The sequence below is a fragment of the uncultured Bacteroides sp. genome (assembly GCF_910586915.1).
Taxonomy (GTDB): domain Bacteria; phylum Bacteroidota; class Bacteroidia; order Bacteroidales; family Bacteroidaceae; genus Bacteroides.
Window position 1 is genome coordinate 1 of record NZ_CAJULN010000048.1, and the last position, 18,758, is coordinate 18,758.

The 18,758-nt window shown below is 40.6% G+C and carries 16 protein-coding genes; 9 read left to right on the forward strand and 7 right to left on the reverse strand.

What is annotated here, in order from left to right:
- Positions 1-193: 193 nt before the first annotated feature.
- A complete protein-coding gene (locus QZ331_RS12590; protein WP_294630760.1) occupies positions 194-904 on the reverse strand; it encodes a methyltransferase in 711 nt (236 codons plus the stop codon).
- Between the two features lie 217 nt (positions 905-1,121).
- Between QZ331_RS12590 and lon the strand changes: the two genes are divergently transcribed.
- Genes lon through QZ331_RS12605 form a run of 3 tightly spaced genes read left to right on the forward strand, consistent with a single transcriptional unit; the run spans position 1,122 to position 5,818 of the window.
- Entirely contained in the window at positions 1,122-3,590 is a 2,469-nt protein-coding gene (lon, locus tag QZ331_RS12595; RefSeq protein ID WP_294630762.1) for an endopeptidase La, read from the forward strand.
- A complete protein-coding gene (gene tgt, locus QZ331_RS12600; protein WP_294630764.1) occupies positions 3,587-4,717 on the forward strand; it encodes a tRNA guanosine(34) transglycosylase Tgt in 1,131 nt (376 codons plus the stop codon). Before lon ends, tgt begins: the two co-directional genes overlap by 4 nt.
- A 3-nt stretch (positions 4,718-4,720) precedes the next feature.
- Positions 4,721-5,818, forward strand: a complete 1,098-nt coding sequence (locus QZ331_RS12605; protein ID WP_294630766.1) for an LptF/LptG family permease — start codon at positions 4,721-4,723, stop codon at positions 5,816-5,818.
- 156 nt (positions 5,819-5,974) lie between these two features.
- Here the strand turns inward: QZ331_RS12605 and QZ331_RS12610 are convergent, their stop codons facing one another.
- Positions 5,975-6,478 (reverse strand): thioredoxin family protein, encoded by a 504-nt coding sequence (locus QZ331_RS12610; protein ID WP_294630768.1) that lies wholly within the window; start codon positions 6,476-6,478, stop codon positions 5,975-5,977.
- 266 nt (positions 6,479-6,744) lie between these two features.
- Here QZ331_RS12610 and serB point away from each other — a divergent pair, with 266 nt between their 5' ends.
- Both serB and QZ331_RS12620 read left to right on the forward strand, forming a co-directional pair.
- Positions 6,745-7,974: a phosphoserine phosphatase SerB gene (serB, locus tag QZ331_RS12615; protein WP_294630770.1), complete on the forward strand. Its 1,230-nt coding sequence runs from the start codon at positions 6,745-6,747 to the stop codon at positions 7,972-7,974.
- A 46-nt stretch (positions 7,975-8,020) separates the two neighbouring features.
- On the forward strand, positions 8,021-9,286 hold the full coding sequence (locus QZ331_RS12620) for a DEAD/DEAH box helicase (RefSeq protein WP_294630772.1): 1,266 nt from the start codon (positions 8,021-8,023) through the stop codon (positions 9,284-9,286).
- Between the two features lie 11 nt (positions 9,287-9,297).
- Here QZ331_RS12620 and QZ331_RS12625 read toward each other — a convergent pair whose 3' ends face one another.
- From QZ331_RS12625 to rfbC, 3 genes are read right to left on the reverse strand one after another with little or no spacing between them, the layout of a single operon-like run.
- Positions 9,298-10,095, reverse strand: coding sequence for a DUF4738 domain-containing protein (locus QZ331_RS12625; protein ID WP_294630774.1), 798 nt, complete (start codon positions 10,093-10,095; stop codon positions 9,298-9,300).
- A gap of 32 nt (positions 10,096-10,127) precedes the next feature.
- Positions 10,128-11,441 (reverse strand): UDP-glucose/GDP-mannose dehydrogenase family protein, encoded by a 1,314-nt coding sequence (locus tag QZ331_RS12630; RefSeq protein ID WP_294630776.1) that lies wholly within the window; start codon positions 11,439-11,441, stop codon positions 10,128-10,130.
- A gap of 15 nt (positions 11,442-11,456) precedes the next feature.
- Complete coding sequence (gene rfbC, locus QZ331_RS12635; protein ID WP_294630778.1) at positions 11,457-12,005, reverse strand: dTDP-4-dehydrorhamnose 3,5-epimerase; 549 nt, start codon at positions 12,003-12,005, stop codon at positions 11,457-11,459.
- A gap of 89 nt (positions 12,006-12,094) precedes the next feature.
- Between rfbC and QZ331_RS12640 the strand changes: the two genes are divergently transcribed.
- Entirely contained in the window at positions 12,095-13,183 is a 1,089-nt protein-coding gene (locus QZ331_RS12640; RefSeq protein ID WP_294630780.1) for an SPOR domain-containing protein, read from the forward strand.
- Between the two features lie 18 nt (positions 13,184-13,201).
- Positions 13,202-13,729 (forward strand): FHA domain-containing protein, encoded by a 528-nt coding sequence (locus QZ331_RS12645; RefSeq protein WP_294630782.1) that lies wholly within the window; start codon positions 13,202-13,204, stop codon positions 13,727-13,729.
- 436 nt (positions 13,730-14,165) lie between these two features.
- Here QZ331_RS12645 and QZ331_RS12650 read toward each other — a convergent pair whose 3' ends face one another.
- A complete protein-coding gene (locus tag QZ331_RS12650; protein ID WP_294630784.1) occupies positions 14,166-15,605 on the reverse strand; it encodes a tagaturonate reductase in 1,440 nt (479 codons plus the stop codon).
- A 26-nt stretch (positions 15,606-15,631) separates the two neighbouring features.
- On the reverse strand, positions 15,632-16,699 hold the full coding sequence (locus QZ331_RS12655; protein WP_294630785.1) for a substrate-binding domain-containing protein: 1,068 nt from the start codon (positions 16,697-16,699) through the stop codon (positions 15,632-15,634).
- Positions 16,700-16,898: 199 nt separating this feature from the next.
- On the opposite strand from QZ331_RS12655, the gene uxaC reads away from it, so the two are divergent.
- Positions 16,899-18,305, forward strand: coding sequence for a glucuronate isomerase (gene uxaC, locus QZ331_RS12660; protein WP_294630786.1), 1,407 nt, complete (start codon positions 16,899-16,901; stop codon positions 18,303-18,305).
- Between the two features lie 198 nt (positions 18,306-18,503).
- Positions 18,504-18,758 (forward strand): hypothetical protein (locus QZ331_RS12665; protein ID WP_294630788.1); only part of this gene is annotated, 255 nt, incomplete at its 3' end.

An 18,758-nucleotide genomic window follows, 5' to 3' on the forward strand; every position in this document is an offset into this window, starting at 1 on the left:
CGCAGTCCGGTTAGCGCACCTGCTTTGGGAGCAGGGGGTCGTGGGTTCGAATCCCACTACCCCGACAAAAAAAATTAAAGTCAAATTTAATGGTGTTGAGCTGATACAGTTTGTATCGGCTTTTTGTTTGTGCAAAATAGACCTATCGAAAAAGTAAAATATTGTTTTGATTGCATATGCCCAAATACTTACTTTACATTTTTAAATAATACTCCCGGGTCAATGCAACATACTCCTCACTATATTGATGCCGAGATACTTCCGTAAGCAACTCTTCCACCACACATTCCCGGCAAGAAAAAGCAAAAGTAATCAAAGTACGTTTAGGAGCGCCGCCAAGTTTCGTTACCACATTTAATTGCCTGACCGCCTGCAACCTGTTCGCAGAAGCTATTGTTTTTACTTTATCAGTTACATCCGTCGGGATTACGATTGTAAAAGCCCCGTCTTCCGCCAACAATTCCGATACCCCAGCCAACAGTTCCTCATAAGTCAAAGAGTCATTATGACGCGCCGCATTTCTTCGCCGATTCGGACATTCCAACGAATCAACAAAATACGGAGGGTTAGAAACAATCACATCAAACTTATCAGATGATTGATAATCCTTAAAATCAGCCCGTATCACCTCTATCCGCTCCCTCCACGGAGAGCGGGCTGCGTTTTCCTCAGCTTGTAGGGCAGCAACTTCGTCAATCTCCAATGCTACAATCTCCGCATCCTGCAAACTACGCTGAGCCAACATTAAAGCAACCAACCCTGTCCCTGTTCCAACATCCAAAATCCGACGTGCATTCCCAACAGAAGTCCATGCGCCCAAAAGCACTCCATCCGTTCCAACCTTCATCGCACATTTATCGTGCCACACCGTAAATTGTTTAAATTGAAAATAAGGATTCGACATTTTATCAGCCTATTTTTAAACCTGTTCTGTTCTTTATTTTTCTGAAATTCGCCAAAAATAAATAATTATTATGAAATACTTTGTTTATAGTCTGATATTTTGGCATTGTTTTTGTGTTTTTATTCCAAACAGTGCTTTATTATTAAAGAGAATCAATTAACTTTGCAAACGATTTATGCATATTATGTATGACATAATACTAAATTAAAACGTAAAAATGAAAGAAAGATACTTATTGGAAGATGTAGGTGAAAGCAACGGCTTCTCGTTAATTACCGATTATGACGGCAACGACGAGAATGCATTTGATGTAAATATTGAATCTGGTGAAATTCTTCCGGTACTCCCCCTTCGTAATATGGTGTTGTTTCCCGGAGTATTCCTACCTATAACAGTGGGACGCAAATCTTCTTTGAAACTCATACGTGATGCTGAAAAAAAACATAAAGACATTGCGGTGGTTTGTCAGAGAACGGCACATACAGAAGATCCCCAAATGGAAGATTTACATAATATCGGTACTGTAGGTCACGTTGTGCGGGTATTGGAAATGCCCGACCAAACAACGACTGTCATTATTCAGGGAATGAAACGTTTAAACCTGAAAAGCATTACCGAAACTCACCCATATTTGAAAGGTGAAATAGAACTATTGGAAGAAGAGAAACCGGACAACGCCGATAAAGAATTTCAGGCTTTGGTAGAAGCCTGTAAAGATTTGACAATGCGTTATATCAAATCATCCGATACAATGCATCAAGATTCGGCTTTTGCCATTCGAAACATCAACAACCCGATGTTCATGGTCAATTTTATCTGCTCAAATCTGCCATTCAAGAAAGATGAGAAAATAGATTTGCTGAGCATCAATTCTTTGCGCGAACGTACATATCGCTTATTGGAAATATTGAATCGCGAAGTACAGTTGGCCGAAATCAAGGCCTCCATTCAAATGCGTGCCCGTGAAGATATCGACCAACAACAACGCGAATATTTCCTGCAACAACAAATCAAAACTATCCAGGACGAACTGGGTGGTAGCGGTCAAGAGCAGGAAATAGAAGAAATGCGCCAAAAAGCAGAAAGAATGCATTGGAATGCAGAAGTCAAAGAAACTTTTTTGAAGGAATTGGCTAAGTTGGAACGTACCCATCCGCAATCACCGGATTATAGTGTTCAGCTAAACTATCTGCAAACAATGCTTAATCTCCCGTGGGGTATTTATACAACCGATAATCTGAATCTTAAAAATGCAGAGAAAATGCTGAATAAAGACCATTACGGACTGGAAAAAGTAAAAGAACGTATCTTAGAACATTTGGCTGTACTGAAACTGAAGGATGATATGAAATCACCGATTATCTGTTTGTACGGCCCTCCGGGAGTTGGTAAAACATCCCTCGGAAAATCTATCGCATCCGCCCTCAAACGCCAATATGTACGTATGTCTTTAGGCGGTGTGCATGATGAAGCAGAAATTCGCGGTCACCGCAAAACATACATAGGCGCCATGCCGGGACGAATCATCAAGAGCCTGATTAAAGCGGGAGCTTCCAATCCTGTTTTTATCTTGGATGAAATAGATAAGGTAAGCGCCGACCGCCAGGGAGACCCTTCTTCTGCATTGCTGGAAGTGCTTGACCCGGAACAGAATACGACTTTCCACGACAACTTCTTAGATGTAGACTATGATCTTTCAAAGGTTATGTTTATCGCGACAGCCAACAATCTGAACACCATCCCCGGTCCATTGCTTGACCGTATGGAACTGATTGAAGTAAGCGGATACATCACGGAAGAAAAAATAGAGATTGCCCGCAAACATCTTGTTCCCAAAGAACTTGAAGCCAACGGACTTAAAAAGACAGATGTTAAACTTCCCAAAGATACCTTAGAAGCGATTATCGAATCGTACACCCGCGAAAGCGGCGTTCGCGAACTGGAGAAGAAAATCAGTAAGATTCTTCGCAAATCAGCTCGCCAATATGCTACCGAAGGATATATTGTCAAGACGGAAATCAAACCTGCCGACTTATATGACTTCTTGGGAGCACCGGAATATACACGCGACAAGTATCAAGGAAATGAATATGCCGGCGTAGTTACCGGATTGGCCTGGACAGCCGTAGGCGGTGAAATTCTTTTTGTCGAAACCAGCTTAAGCCGTGGCAAGGGCGGACGTCTCACATTGACCGGTAATTTGGGAGATGTAATGAAAGAGTCGGCAATGTTGGCACTTGAATATATCAAAGCCCATGCTTCTATCTTACATTTGGATGATGAAATCTTTGATAATTGGAACATTCATATTCATGTGCCTGAAGGAGCAATTCCAAAAGATGGTCCGTCCGCCGGTATCACGATGGCTACTTCTTTAGCATCTGCTCTGACACAACGCAAGGTGAAAGCCCATCTTGCCATGACAGGGGAAATAACACTTCGTGGCAAGGTACTTCCGGTAGGCGGTATCAAGGAGAAGATTTTGGCAGCCAAACGTGCCGGAATCAAAGAAATAATCATGAGTGCCGACAACAAAAAGAACATAGATGAAATTCAGGAGATTTATTTGAAAGGATTGACTTTCCACTATGTGAACGACATAAGAGAAGTATTTGCCATCGCACTGACAAATGAGAAAGTTGCGGATGCCATTGATTTATCTGTAAAGAAAACAATTCAGGAATGACATTTAAGTTACAATATACAGACACTAAAAGTAATGCCCGTGCCGGTCTGATAACGACAGACCACGGGCAGATACAAACTCCCATTTTCATGCCGGTAGGTACATTAGGCACTGTTAAGGGGGTACATCTGACGGAACTTAAAGAAGATATACAGGCACAGATTATTTTGGGCAACACTTATCATCTTTACTTACGCCCGGGACTGGATGTGATTGAGAAAGCAGGCGGATTACATCGTTTCAACGGTTTCGACCGCCCCATGCTGACCGATAGCGGAGGATTTCAAGTCTTCTCATTAGCCGGAATCCGTAAGTTGCGTGAAGAAGGTGCCGAGTTCCGTTCACACATTGACGGCAGCAAGCATATCTTTACTCCGGAGAAAGTGATGGATATAGAACGTACCATCGGTGCCGACATCATGATGGCTTTCGACGAATGTCCTCCGGGAGATTCGGATTATGCATATGCTAAGAAGTCATTAGGATTGACCCACAGATGGCTGGATCGCTGTATCAAACGTTTCAATGAAACTGAACCTAAATATGGATACAACCAGTCGCTCTTTCCTATCGTCCAGGGATGCGTTTACACTGATTTGCGCAAGCAGTCTGCTGAGTTTGTCGCTTCCAAAGGAGCCGACGGAAATGCTATCGGCGGTTTGGCAGTAGGCGAACCCGTCGATAAAATGTATGAAATGATAGAGATAGTCAACGAGATTCTGCCCAAAGACAAACCCCGCTATCTGATGGGAGTCGGTACTCCCGTCAATATTCTTGAAGGAATCGAACGCGGAGTAGATATGTTCGATTGCGTGATGCCGACACGAAACGGACGGAATGGTATGCTCTTTACTAAAGACGGTATCATCAATATGCGAAACAAGAAATGGGAAACAGACTTCTCTCCTATTGAAGCAGACGGAGCTTCTTATGTAGATACATTATATAGCAAAGCCTATCTGCGCCATCTGTTTCATGCACAAGAACTCCTGGCAATGCAAATCGCCTCTATACATAATCTTGCCTTCTATTTGTGGCTGGCAGGCGAAGCACGCAAACATATCATTGCAGGAGATTTCTCGACTTGGAAACCGATGATGGTCAAACGAGTATCAAATAGATTATAAAGAATGAAAAGCAATCGATTTATAAAACGGCTGGATTGGTATATCATCCAAAAATTCTTGGGGACGTACGTATTTGCTATTGCATTAATCATCTCTATCGCAGTAGTATTCGACTTCAACGAGAAGATGGATAAGTTGATGGAACATGAAGCCCCTTGGAATAAAATCATTCTTGAATACTACATGAATTTTATTCCCTACTTCTCCAACCTGTTCAGTCCGTTGTTTGTATTCATTGCTGTTATTTTCTTCACTTCCAAACTTGCAGAGAACTCTGAAATCATCGCCATGTTCTCTACTGGTATGAGTTTCAAGAGAATGATGCGCCCCTATATGATTTCAGCAGGTATCATTGCATTAACGACCTTTATGTTGAGTTCATATGTAATACCCAAAGGAAGTGTGACACGTTTGAACTTTGAGGACAGGTATATCAAACCCAAGAAACAGAATACGGCACGCAACGTTCAGTTGGAAGTTGACAACGGAGTCATTGCTTATATAGACAACTATAACAACGCCATGAAAACAGGGAACCGCTTTTCACTGGACAAATTTGTCGACAAAAAACTTGTCTCTCATTTAACCGCACGCCGCATTACTTACGACACAACGACCGTTCATAAATGGACTATCCATGATTATATGATACGCGAATTGGACGGATTAAAAGAGAAAATCACCAAAGGGGATAAAATTGACTCTATAATCAATATGGAACCTTCCGACTTCCTCATTATGAAAAATCAGCAGGAAATGTTAACCAGCCCCCAATTAAGTGATTATATCGAGAAACAGAAACGACGAGGATTTGCCAATATCAAAGAGTTTGAAATTGAATATCACAAACGGATTGCCATGTCTTTTGCCTCTTTCATCCTGACAATTATCGGAGTATCTCTATCGTCCCGAAAAACGAAAGGCGGTATGGGGCTTCACTTAGGTATTGGATTAGGATTAAGTTTCTCTTACATTCTGTTCCAAACCATTACTTCCACCTTTGCTGTCAATGGCAATGTACCGCCTGTCATTGCTGTTTGGATTCCGAACATTCTCTACGCGGGGATTGCTTTCTTCTTATATCAAAAAGCGCCCAAATAAACAAGATGTATAAAATAAAAATTCCGCCTAACTTGCTTTGAGCAAGAATAGGCGGATTTTTTTGTTGTATCCATTTCCTCTTTTGTCTATTCCCCATCTTCACTCCCAATCGGAGTGAATTGGAAAATCCCTCTTTCTCCTTATCTTTTCAGATTATCAACCAATCTTTTCCATATAAGCAGAAAACTCTGTAGCGGAGATGTTTTTGGCTATGATTACACCATTTCCATCCAATAAATAGTTAGTGAATCCCCGGTTCAAACGATATTTCTTAAATAATCCGGAGTCCTCGCCTTCTGTTTCCACGAAACAAGTGGGCGTAACTATTTGGTCCTTACGAACGGTTTCCTTAAAAATTGACTGATATTCGTCAAATGAAATAGAAACCATTTCCACACTATGAGAAGAACGAAGCGCATTGCTCAAACTAATGTTTTGCATTCGGGATTGCGCGTCATAACTTGCCCAAAAACTCAGCAACACATATTTCCCTTTCAAATTTCCCAATTCAAAGGCGGGTTGCTCATCCGATGTAGATTCGATTTTAAAATTCGGGGCTACATCACCCTCACTCAAACCTCCGGTGGGTTTGTCTTTCTCAACGAAAGCGGTCAAGGAACAAATCAGTAATACAACAAAAATCCACTTTACATACTTCATGTAATTCGGTTTTGGTTAATACTATCCGGGACTGTCCTTAAACAGTGGTTTCTTCCCGAAACGTTGTCTTTTCAGGCATCAGGCGAAAAGGAATCCGCTGATTATCAAAGCCTTTATTTTTGAAACCGAGTGCAAAGGTAAGTAATTATTAAATTAACATCCAAGTAAATAAGCAAAAATCTGACTTTTCGGGTATAACTTTTTATGTTATTTAGCATAAAAATGAACTTTTTTCTCTATTTTTGCGGAACAAAGCTCTATTTCTTATGCAACCATTAAATACAGAATTGATTCTAATTCGGGTTACCGGTGAAGATCGGCCGGGACTGACTGCCTCCGTGACTGAAATACTGGCAAAATATGATGCGACTATCCTTGACATTGGTCAGGCAGATATTCATAATACGTTGTCATTAGGTATTCTTTTCAAAAGTGAAGAAAGGCATTCCGGTTTCATCATGAAGGAATTGCTGTTTAAAGCTTCAGCATTAGGAGTCTCTGTCCGGTTCGAACCGATAACAACAGAACAATACGAAACCTGGGTAGGAATGCAAGGAAAGAACCGTTATATCCTGACTGTGCTGGGCCGTAAACTTTCCGCACGTCAAATATCGGCAGCCACCAGCATCTTAGCGGAACAAGGTATGAACATTGACGCCATCAAACGTCTGACAGGCCGTATCCCTTTGGATGAATATGCTACAGACGCACATACACGTGCCTGTATCGAATTCTCAGTCAGAGGTACTCCCAAAGATCGCATTGCCATGCAAGAAAGTCTGATGAAATTATCCAAAGAACTGGAAATGGACTTTTCCTTCCAACTTGATAATATGTATCGTCGTATGCGCCGCCTGATCTGTTTTGATATGGATTCTACATTAATCGAGACTGAAGTGATTGACGAATTAGCTATGCGCGCCGGTGTCGGCGATGAAGTGAAAGCCATTACCGAAAGTGCTATGCGCGGCGAAATTGACTTCACAGAAAGTTTTACTCGCCGTGTAGCTCTACTGAAAGGTTTGGACGAATCTGTGATGCAAGAAATTGCAGAAAATCTACCTATTACCGAGGGAGTGGACAGGCTCATGTATGTATTGAAAAAATATGGTTATAAAATTGCCATTCTTTCCGGTGGCTTTACTTATTTCGGCCAACATCTGCAAAAGAAGTATGGTATAGACTACGTATATGCCAACGAATTGGAAATTATAGACGGTAAACTGACCGGACGCTATTTGGGAGATGTAGTGGATGGCAAACGAAAAGCCGAGTTGCTGCGATTAATCGCACAAGTGGAAAAGGTTGATATTGCACAAACCATCGCTGTAGGTGACGGCGCTAACGACCTGCCGATGCTGGGAATTGCCGGATTGGGAATTGCCTTTCATGCCAAACCCAAAGTAGTGGCAAACGCCAAACAATCTATCAATACCATTGGTCTGGACGGAGTACTCTATTTCCTCGGATTCAAAGATTCTTATTTGAATATGTAATTAGACCGAAAAATAACGTATCTTTGCCAAACAAATTAATAAAAGAATGAAGTTTTCCGAACTACAATTAAACGCAAATGTACTTGAGGCACTTGATGCCATGCGATTTGACGAGTGTACCCCCATTCAGGAACAGGCTATCCCGCTCATACTTGAAGGGAAAGATTTGATAGCAGTAGCACAAACCGGCACAGGTAAGACAGCAGCATTCCTGCTTCCTATACTGAATAAATTATCCGAAGGAAAACATCCGGAAGATGCTATTAATTGTGTTATCATGTCTCCTACCCGCGAATTGGCACAACAGATAGACCAGCAGATGGAAGGATTCTCCTATTTCATGCCAGCCTCGAGTGTTGCCGTATATGGCGGAAACGATGGTATCCTGTTTGAACAACAGAAAAAAGGTCTCACTTTGGGAGCCGATGTAGTCATTGCCACCCCCGGACGCCTGATTGCCCATTTAAGTCTTGGATACGTAAACCTTTCCAAAGTTTCATATTTCATATTGGACGAAGCAGACCGAATGCTTGATATGGGATTTTACGACGATATTATGCAAATTGTAAAGCATTTGCCGAAAGAGCGTCAGACCATCATGTTTTCTGCAACAATGCCTGCCAAGATACAACAATTGGCAAATACTATTCTGAACAATCCGGCGGAAATAAAATTGGCAGTTTCCAAACCTGCCGATAAAATTATCCAAGCAGCATATATTTGTTATGAGAATCAAAAGTTGGGAATCATACGCAACCTCTTTATTGATGAAGTCCCCGAACGTGTTATTATTTTTGCATCTTCCAAAATAAAAGTCAAGGAAGTGACGAAAGCCTTGAAATCAATGAAACTGAATGTAGGAGAAATGCATTCCGATCTTGAGCAAGCCCAACGGGAAACTGTAATGCATGAATTTAAAGCTGGACGAATCAATATATTAGTAGCTACAGACATCGTAGCCCGTGGTATTGACATTGACGATATTCGTTTGGTTATCAACTTTGACGTACCTCACGATAGTGAAGACTACGTACACCGCATCGGACGTACTGCACGTGCCAACAATGACGGAGTAGCCCTCACCTTTGTCAGCGAAAAAGAGCAGACCAGCTTCAAAAGCATTGAAAATTTCCTGGAAAAAGAGATTTATAAGATACCGATTCCGGCAGAATTAGGAGAAGCACCGGAATATAAGCCACGTTCTTCCAATAAAGGCAAGTATGGCAACAACTCTAAAAGTAAAAGAAATAACTTCCGGAACAAGAACAAGGGCGGGAAAAGAAACAATCGCCCCTCTACCAAACAAGACTAAAACAAAAATTGCTATTTGGCCGAAGATATAGTAAGTTTTCCCTCAAAACTTACTTCCATATCTGCAATACTATATACAGAACTTTCCGGAATGGCTAAAACCGCTTGGTAATGAAAACCATTCCGGCCTACTTTTACAAACTTCATATCCGACAAAATAGCCTGCACCAAGAAATCCTCAGGAATCACCTGGTTAAACATCTGTTTGGTAACATCGCTGGCAAACAGACTCTTTTTACCCTCGTAAACACAGATGTGCATCACATTATCATAATACACATTATCCATACTAATACCATCCTCTGAATAAGTTGTTTTCATAACTCTCATCTTAGAAGGATTAATATAGACATAAGCACGATAGCGAGTGCCATCATAAATCACTACACTATCGCGTTGAGTTACTTCCGTATAAGTAGGAATGACCAATTCCTGACGGATAAATGCCAATGAGTCATTAAGGTCATCCGATTTATGTAGCTTGATAATGTTATCTGTTATAGAATGAAACCAAAAGATGTGTTCCGCTTGCTTATCAATCTTATATCGAGTCGTATCGTTACCATATGTATAGAGAGTATCCTGTATGATTTTAAATACAATCGGAGCACTTTGTGCATCAGCATAGTAGATAGTATCTCCTTCCACACGCATCAATGGGTTCTCTGTTGCGTTATCCAACCAAATGCCTTGCAACAGTTCTTTAGCATTCGTATCCTCTTTCTCTTGTTCTGGAAAATATGAATTTCTGTTGCCACTGCATCCCGCAGAGAAAGCCACTATTAACGATATAGCTACAAATTTCTTCATCTGCCTTAGTTTTGCCTGAAAATACTCTTTTTTTATTTACCGATACAATAGTAAACGAAACCAAGTTCTTCCATCTCTTTTTTCTCGTATATATTACGTCCGTCCAATACAACCTGCCGAGCCATTGTCTTTTTAATCACAGCCCATGAAGGCAGACGGAATTCTTTCCATTCGGTCACCAGCATTAAAGCATCAGCATCAAGCACCGCATCATACATATCACAAGCATAGTAAATTGCCTCTCCAATCCGACGCTTACACTCCTGCATTGCTGCCGGATCGTATGCACGTATCCGACAACCGGCTTTCAATAACTTATCAATCAAAACCAATGCCGGAGCCTCACGCATATCATCTGTTTCCGGTTTAAATGCCAATCCCCAAAAAGCAATCGTTTTACCTTTTAAGTCGCCGCCAAAATGCTTCATTAATTTTTCAAATAAAACACTCTTTTGCCGTTCGTTCACCTCTTCCACTGCGCCAAGCACCCGCATTATATATCCATTCTGCTCCGCAGTTTTAATAAGAGCTTTCACATCTTTAGGAAAACAGGAACCGCCATATCCGATACCCGGATATAAAAATTTGCGTCCAATACGGGTATCCGAACCTATTCCACTACGTACCATATTGACGTCAGCCCCGACTATTTCACAAAGATTCGCTATGTCGTTCATAAAGCTGATGCGGGTTGCCAACATTGAATTTGCCGCATATTTAGTCATTTCCGCAGATGGAATATCCATGAAAATCACACGGAAGTTATTCAATAAAAACGGTTTATACAACTTCGTCATAAGTTTTTCTGCACGCGCCGACTCCACTCCTACTACCACACGGTCCGGACTCATAAAGTCATTAATAGCGTTTCCTTCTTTCAAAAATTCCGGATTGGAAGCAACATCAAACTCTATTTTCACCCCTCTCTTATCCAGTTCTTCCTGAATAACTTCACGCACCTTCTTCGCAGTTCCTACCGGAACAGTGCTTTTGGTCACCACCAATTTATACTGTTTCATATTGCGACCGATGGTGCGTGCCACTTCCAGCACATATTTCAAATCGGCACTACCATCCTCGTCCGGCGGTGTCCCTACAGCACTGAAAATGACTTCCACATCGTCCAGACAGTTCTCCAATGACGTAGTAAACTTCAATCGTTTTGCCTTCATGTTACGAAGCACCATTTCTTCCAATCCGTTTTCATAAATTGGAATGATGCCCTTCTGCAAAGATTCTATTTTCTTACTATTAGTATCTACGCATATTACATTCACACCTATTTCAGCAAAACAAGTACCCGACACCAAACCTACGTATCCGGTTCCTACAATCGCAATTTTCATATTGTTTTCCGAAAATTATTCAAAATATACAGCATCTTTAAAAGCAGTGCCGGCTTTGTCTTTAGCAGACAATAGCATCTGAGATTCTGCAAGCGGCCAATCTATTCCTAACGTTTCGTCATTATATAAAATAGAAGCTTCCGCCTGCGGAGCATATTTATTATCTACCTTATATGTAAAGATAGCTTCTTCGCTCAATACGGCAAAACCATGAGCAAAACCACGAGGGATAAAAAATTGTCTCTTATTTTCCTCGCTGAGCACTACACTTACATATTTTCCGAATGTAGGTGACGATTTACGCAAGTCAACAGCTACGTCCAACACCTCTCCTTTAATGACACGAACCAATTTAGCCTGGCTAAATTCACCTTTCTGATAATGCAATCCGCGTAATACACCAAAAGAAGATTTAGACTCATTATCCTGTACAAAGTTTACAATTCCAACATGAGATTCAAACTCCTCTTGTTTAAAGGCTTCCATAAAATAGCCACGTTCGTCGGAGAATACTTTCGGCTCTATCAGCCACACTCCGTCAATTTCTGTCTGTATATAGTTCATTGTAATGGTAATAAATAAAACGATGCAAAAGTAGTGAATTTTTCGTAGTTTTTTGGGATATTTTCAATTTATCTCTTAATTTTGCAGACATGATTGAATTAGCAAAACATATAGAGGTTTTATTATTGGAAAACGATTGCGTCATCGTTCCGGGATTTGGTGGATTTGTAGCACATTACGCTCCTGCAACTCATTTAAAAGAAGAGAATCTTTTTTTACCGCCTAACCGCACGATTGGTTTTAATTCTCAATTAAAACTGAACGATGGAGTATTGGTGCAATCCTATATGTCAGCTTACGATACGAGTTTTGCTGATGCCAATCGTATTGTGGAAAAGGAAGTAGGCAAGTTTATCGAACTTCTTCATAAAGAAGGCAAGGCACATTTGGAGAATATAGGCGAAATTCATTATAATATTTACGGAAATTATGAATTTATTCCTTATGATTTTAAGATAACGACTCCTTTCCTCTATGGGCTGGATTCTTTTGAGATGTACGAACTTTCCATCCTGCAACAAAAAGAAAAGCCTTCGATATCTGCCAATCCGGAGAAGGAAAAGAAAACTTACGAAATTAGCATCAACCGTGCATTTCTCCGTAATGCAGCAGCCATGATTGCTGCTGTTGTCTTATTTTTTGCATTTTCAACGCCGGTAGAGAATACCGATGTTCAGAAAAACAATTATGCACAGCTATTACCCGGTGAACTTTTTGAACAGATTGAGAAACAATCGGTCGCAATAACTCCCGTTCCTGTAAAGAACAACGTTGTTGCACAACAAAACAAGAAGTCTTCCACTTCACCCAAAACTTCATCGCCCCAAGAACAACTGACAGCCAATAAAGTGCAAACATCAAGACCTATTGTTGTAAAAGAGGTGAAAGTTGCCAAACAGAAAGCAACTCCTACTCCTGCACCAGCATCCGCCAAACCGCAGGCAAGCACGAACCATCCTTACCATATTATAGTAGCAGGCGGTATTAGTACCAAAGATGCGGAAGCTATGGTCAACCAATTGAAAGCAAAAGGCTTTGCCGAAGCAAAAGTCTTGAATACTGATGGAAAAGTACGTGTCAGCATCCGTTCATTCGAGAATCGCGAAGAAGCTACCAAACAGTTGTTGGAAGTCAGAAAAAACGAAAACTACAAGAATGCCTGGTTATTGGCAAAATAAAATCCCCTTTTAAAAAGCATGAAACGAGTTCTTTGTCCGAAATGTGAGAATTATCTTTATTTTGATGAGACTAAGTATAGCGAAGGCCAATCGCTTGTGTTCGTATGCGAGCATTGTGGCAAACAGTTCAGTATCCGGCTTGGCAAAAGCAAGGTAAAGGCTCTCAGAAAAGAAGAAAATCTGGAAGAGGAAGCCGAAGCGCACAAGGACGAATTCGGGTATATCACGGTGATTGAAAACGTGTTTGGTTTTAAACAAATTCTTCCATTGCAGGAAGGCGACAACGTGATAGGACGCCGTTGTGTGGGAACAGTAATCAACACTCCCATCGAAAGCGGAGACATGAGTATGGACCGCCGCCATTGCATAATCAATATAAAACGTAACAAACAGGGAAAACTTGTTTATACACTACGTGATGCTCCCAGTCTGACAGGTACATTTCTAATGAATGAAATTTTAGGAGACAAGGATCGGATACGTATCGAAGACGGTGCGATTGTGACTATTGGAGCCACAACGTTTATTTTACATACTGTCGAATAAGTTCTCCAATCTACTGCTATTCCATCCTCAAACGATTAATAGAAAAGTTATTCTTTACTTCCAATAAACTTGTTGGAGAATAACAACAATCTTTCGTTTTACCAATTACAAACTCTAATTGCAGGTTTCGTTTTTATAAACGAAGCCTTCGTTTATAAAAACAAAACTTGCATTTAGAGTTTACGATCCATAGAACAGAACTTTATATATAAAAGAATGGAGGTTATCCATTAAACCATAATAACTTTATTATTAATACTTTGCAGACAAAAGACCAATCGTTTACATCCGTTTTCCATACCCTTTGAAACTTTGCAAACTGACAACTACTTAAATGACTCGAACAAACAAGCAAACAAAAAGAGCGTTTTGATAGTCATATTCCCTACCAAAACGCCCCTTATATCCGTGTTCGACTTTCGTCGTCACTTATCTGTTACAGGATACCTTTCACAGTCTCCAACATACCGTTCTCTTGAATTGAATCCAAATCAGCTTTCACGGCTTCTGCCAATCCCGGAATCTTATTCAGGTCTTCACCCCAAATGAATTCTGCCCCCAAAACACCTTCAGTTACTTTCTTCGTGTAACCGGTAGCCCAAAGATCTTTCAGTAAGTTCATAATGTCAGGAGCATCATTCGGTACAATTTCAGCACCGTCTGCACGTACACCGCCTTTATAATAGGTAATGATTGCAGCCAAACCAAGTACCAGTCCTTTCGGAAGCTCGCCTTTGCGTTCAAGGTAAGTCTTTAATCCCGGCAAATCACGAGTTTCGAATTTCGGGAATGAGTTCAGCATAATACTTGTTACTGCATGGTCAACAAACGGATTGTTGAAACGCTCCAATACATCATTTGCAAATTTCTCCAATTCATCTTTCGGCAAATTCAACGTTTCCATCAGTTCGTCGAACATCACTTTATGGATATATTTGCCAATCACTTCATGTTGGCAGGCCTCACGAACAATATTCACACCGGAGAGGTAAGCTACCGGAGAAAGAACTGTGTGAGGGCCATTCAACAAAGTAACTTTACGTTCATGGTAAGGAGCTTCCGACGGAACGAACAATACATTCAAACCTGCTTTATCGGCCGGGAATTCTTCAGCCACTTCTTGCGGAGCTTCGATAACCCACAGATGGAATATTTCAGCCTGTACAACGAGGTTGTCGTCATACTGTATTTTTTCTTTGATAGCGTCAATGTCTTTGCGTGGGAATCCCGGAACAATACGATCTACCAATGTAGCATACACCCCACAGGCTTCTTCAAACCAGATTTTAAATTCACTACCCAGATTCCACAAATCAATATATTGATAAATCGTCTCTTTCAGTTTGTGACCATTCAGAAAAATAAGTTCGCAAGGGAAGATAATCAGACCTTTGGTTTTATCACCATTGAAAGTTTTAAAACGATGGTACAACAGTTGAGTCAACTTGCCCGGATATGAGGAAGCAGGAGCATCTTCAAGTTTGCAGGTCGGATCAAAAGCGATACCAGCTTCTGTAGTATTTGAAATAACGAAACGCATTTCGGGTTGCTCTGCCAATTTCATGAACTCGTCATTTTGAGAATAAGGATTCAATGCACGGCTGATTACGTCAATCATTGTCAGGCTGTTAACCACTTCTCCTTTATCCAATCCCTGAAGATTGACATGGTAAAGGTCGTCCTGTGCATTCAACATATCGACCATACCTTTATCAATCGGCTGAACCACTACTACACTACTGTTAAAGTCTGTTTTCTGGTTCATGCTATAAATAATCCAATCTACGAATGCGCGTAAGAAGTTGCCTTCACCAAATTGAATAATGCGCTCCGGACGTTGTGCCTTAGGAGCAGTTTCTTTGTTTAATGCTTTCATGTTAGTTGTAATTTATAAAGTTGATGTCATTCAAATTCAAAATAGAAATCAATATTTTCTTTCATCAAGATGTCGATAGGCATATATTTTACGGAGCCTATTGTTTTCTTAAATACGACATAGTCACACAATGCTTTCACTCCGCAATATCCTTGCAATCCGGGCCGCTGGCCTATCAGATAATGTACATCGCCCGACTCCAACAGGTCTACATTGGCTTTCAGAAGGTCATAGCCTATCAATCCCTTCATACTACGTCCGGCACGACGGAGATATTCTCCTAACTGATAAACTCGGGAATTAAAAACAACACCGAGCACAGCTTCCGGATGCACCTGAAAAAAATCATCCAATGTTTGCTGATTCTTTTCCTGATTGGATTTATTGAGTACCACTTCGTGGATTGTGAAGTTATCGTATTCCTCAGCTATATAACTCATAAATCCTTTCAAACGGCGCTGCATCTGTATTTCAGCAGGGTTATCCTTATTATTACTCAAAAACAGAACCAACTCCTGCCCTTCTCCTGCCGAATAATTACGCATCAGTATTTTGGCCGCAATATATCCACTTGCATAGGAATCCTGTCCGATATACGTCAATGCATCCGCCTCTTCCATATTAAAATCTACAAAAGCATAAGGTATCTCATTCTCTTGCAGATAGAGTGTCAACGACAATGTTTCTTCCCGGAAATTCGGAGCAATCAGAACAGCATCTACATTACTACCCTTAATAGCACAGCAAGCATCCCGATAACTTTCCTCATCACCATGATGATAACACTGATAGTCCACGCACACATTAAAAGGACGCAACTCCTGACGCGCCCGCTCGATGCCTCCCACTACCGAATGCCAATAATCATGTTCTACATAATATGGAATCAGGCAAATAAAAGAGTATTTCTTTTTAGCAGCCAATCCGATAGCAAACACATTCGGCTGATAATGAATCTCTTCCAGTACTTTTTGTACTTTGGCTTTACTTTTAGGAGACACATCGCCGCGATTGTGCAATACCCTGTCAACCGTTCCGGCAGAAACACCTGCCAAACGTGCTATATCTTTAATGGTATAGTTCTGGTCTTCCATAGTGCTAAAACTTAAATATTATAAATTAATCGCCGCAAATATACGAATTATTTTGTTACCACAAGTAAATTTTCTATTTTTGTGTTCGATAACGGTTAATAAAACAAAATCAAATTTTACACCTATTATATTTAAAATCAATATTATATAGGTAGAAACTAAAAAAGTAATAATTTTATATACTTAAAACACAGGAATAATGAAGAACTTCATGGATGAAAACTTTTTGTTGCAGACAGAAACTGCACAAAAGTTATATCACGAACATGCGGCAAAAATGCCTATCATCGACTATCACTGCCACTTAATTCCACAGATGGTAGCTGACGACTACAAGTTTAAATCGCTGACTGAAATCTGGTTGGGTGGCGACCATTACAAATGGCGTGCAATGCGTACAAACGGCGTAGAGGAACGCTTTTGCACAGGAAAAGACACCACAGACTGGGAAAAGTTTGAGAAATGGGCCGAAACAGTTCCTTATACCTTCCGCAACCCACTGTATCACTGGACGCATCTTGAACTGAAAACCGCATTTGGAATCAATAAAATATTGAATCCGAAAACTGCACGTGAAATCTACGACGAATGTAATGAGAAACTTGCCCAACCCGAATATTCGGCTCGCGGAATGATGCGTCGCTACCATGTAGAGACCGTATGTACGACAGACGACCCCATTGATTCATTGGAATACCACATCAAAACACGCGAAAGTGGATTTGAAATAAAGATGTTGCCGACCTGGCGTCCTGATAAAGCAATGGCCGTAGAAATACCGGTCGATTTCCGTGCTTATGTAGAAAAATTAGCTGAAATAAGCGGTGTGACTATCTCCAACTTTGATGATATGATTACTGCTTTGCGTAAACGCCATGATTTTTTTGCAGAACAAGGTTGCCGCTTGTCCGACCACGGTATTGAAGAATTCTATGCAGAAGACTATACCGATGCAGAAATCAAAGCCATATTTAATAAGGTATATGGTGGTACGGAATTGGATAAAGAAGAAATTCTGAAATTCAAATCTGCAATGCTTATCATTTTTGGAGAGATGGATTGGGAAAAAGGATGGACTCAACAATTCCACTACGGTGCTATCCGCAATAACAACACCAAAATGTTTAAACTGTTAGGCCCCGACACCGGTTTCGATTCTATCGGTGAATTTACAACGGCTAAAGCAATGGCTAAATTCCTCGACCGCCTGAATACGAACGACAAACTGACAAAAACAATCCTCTACAATCTGAATCCATGCGCAAATGAAGTTATCGCTACTATGTTGGGCAACTTCCAGGATGGTTCTGTAGCAGGAAAAATCCAATTCGGCTCAGGATGGTGGTTCCTGGATCAAAAAGACGGTATGGAAAAACAGATGAATGCTTTATCTGTACTTGGTCTTTTAAGCCGCTTTGTAGGTATGCTGACAGATTCGCGTTCATTCCTCTCCTATCCGCGTCACGAATATTTCCGTCGTACACTGTGCAATCTTGTAGGACGCGATATAGAAAATGGAGAAATCCCAGTATCCGAAATGGAACGAGTCAATCAGATGATTGAGGATATCAGTTATAATAATGCTAAGATTTTTTTCAAGTTCTAATATCAGAATAAGAATATAAACCATGCCGCTGTTTGAACATTAAATGCAAACAGCGGCTTTTTTATGCCTTCAAAAAGAAAGCAGTCTCTAAAATTCTTATATCTCTCTTTATAAAAGTAATGCTGAAATAAATTTTAGCAAGATTGAAAGTAAAACAAATATTACATCTTTGTCGCCAAACAATTTAACAACACAGCTATGAATCCAAAACAAAAATATAGAAAAGACATAAAGACAGCCGTACAACAGATACAACAAATAATACCGGTTGTGAATACCTCATTGAATAATGTAGAAGGAAAACTTATAACTATCCAATCAGTGATAAAGAAAATAGACGAGGCTTCAAGACACCTGTCCGCTTGTATCAAAGCTGTAAAGTTCCTAAATCAAGGAGCCACTACATTATCGCTTATTCCAATAATAAAAGTTTTTATCACCACACTGCCTCAG

Excerpts from the sequence above, each read along its gene's own strand:
- QZ331_RS12605 (WP_294630766.1), top strand. The coding sequence starts at position 4,721 with ATGAAAAGCAATCGATTTATAAAACGGCTGGATTGGTATATCATCCAA.
- lon (WP_294630762.1), top strand. The coding sequence starts at position 1,122 with ATGAAAGAAAGATACTTATTGGAAGATGTAGGTGAAAGCAACGGCTTC.
- QZ331_RS12640 (WP_294630780.1), top strand. The coding sequence starts at position 12,095 with ATGATTGAATTAGCAAAACATATAGAGGTTTTATTATTGGAAAACGAT.
- QZ331_RS12620 (WP_294630772.1), top strand. The coding sequence starts at position 8,021 with ATGAAGTTTTCCGAACTACAATTAAACGCAAATGTACTTGAGGCACTT.
- rfbC (WP_294630778.1), bottom strand. The coding sequence starts at position 12,005 with ATGAACTATATACAGACAGAAATTGACGGAGTGTGGCTGATAGAGCCG.
- QZ331_RS12655 (WP_294630785.1), bottom strand. The coding sequence starts at position 16,699 with ATGGAAGACCAGAACTATACCATTAAAGATATAGCACGTTTGGCAGGT.
- uxaC (WP_294630786.1), top strand. The coding sequence starts at position 16,899 with ATGAAGAACTTCATGGATGAAAACTTTTTGTTGCAGACAGAAACTGCA.
- QZ331_RS12625 (WP_294630774.1), bottom strand. The coding sequence starts at position 10,095 with ATGAAGAAATTTGTAGCTATATCGTTAATAGTGGCTTTCTCTGCGGGA.
- QZ331_RS12650 (WP_294630784.1), bottom strand. The coding sequence starts at position 15,605 with ATGAAAGCATTAAACAAAGAAACTGCTCCTAAGGCACAACGTCCGGAG.
- QZ331_RS12590 (WP_294630760.1), bottom strand. The coding sequence starts at position 904 with ATGTCGAATCCTTATTTTCAATTTAAACAATTTACGGTGTGGCACGAT.
- serB (WP_294630770.1), top strand. The coding sequence starts at position 6,745 with ATGCAACCATTAAATACAGAATTGATTCTAATTCGGGTTACCGGTGAA.
- QZ331_RS12610 (WP_294630768.1), bottom strand. The coding sequence starts at position 6,478 with ATGAAGTATGTAAAGTGGATTTTTGTTGTATTACTGATTTGTTCCTTG.
- QZ331_RS12645 (WP_294630782.1), top strand. The coding sequence starts at position 13,202 with ATGAAACGAGTTCTTTGTCCGAAATGTGAGAATTATCTTTATTTTGAT.
- tgt (WP_294630764.1), top strand. The coding sequence starts at position 3,587 with ATGACATTTAAGTTACAATATACAGACACTAAAAGTAATGCCCGTGCC.
- QZ331_RS12630 (WP_294630776.1), bottom strand. The coding sequence starts at position 11,441 with ATGAAAATTGCGATTGTAGGAACCGGATACGTAGGTTTGGTGTCGGGT.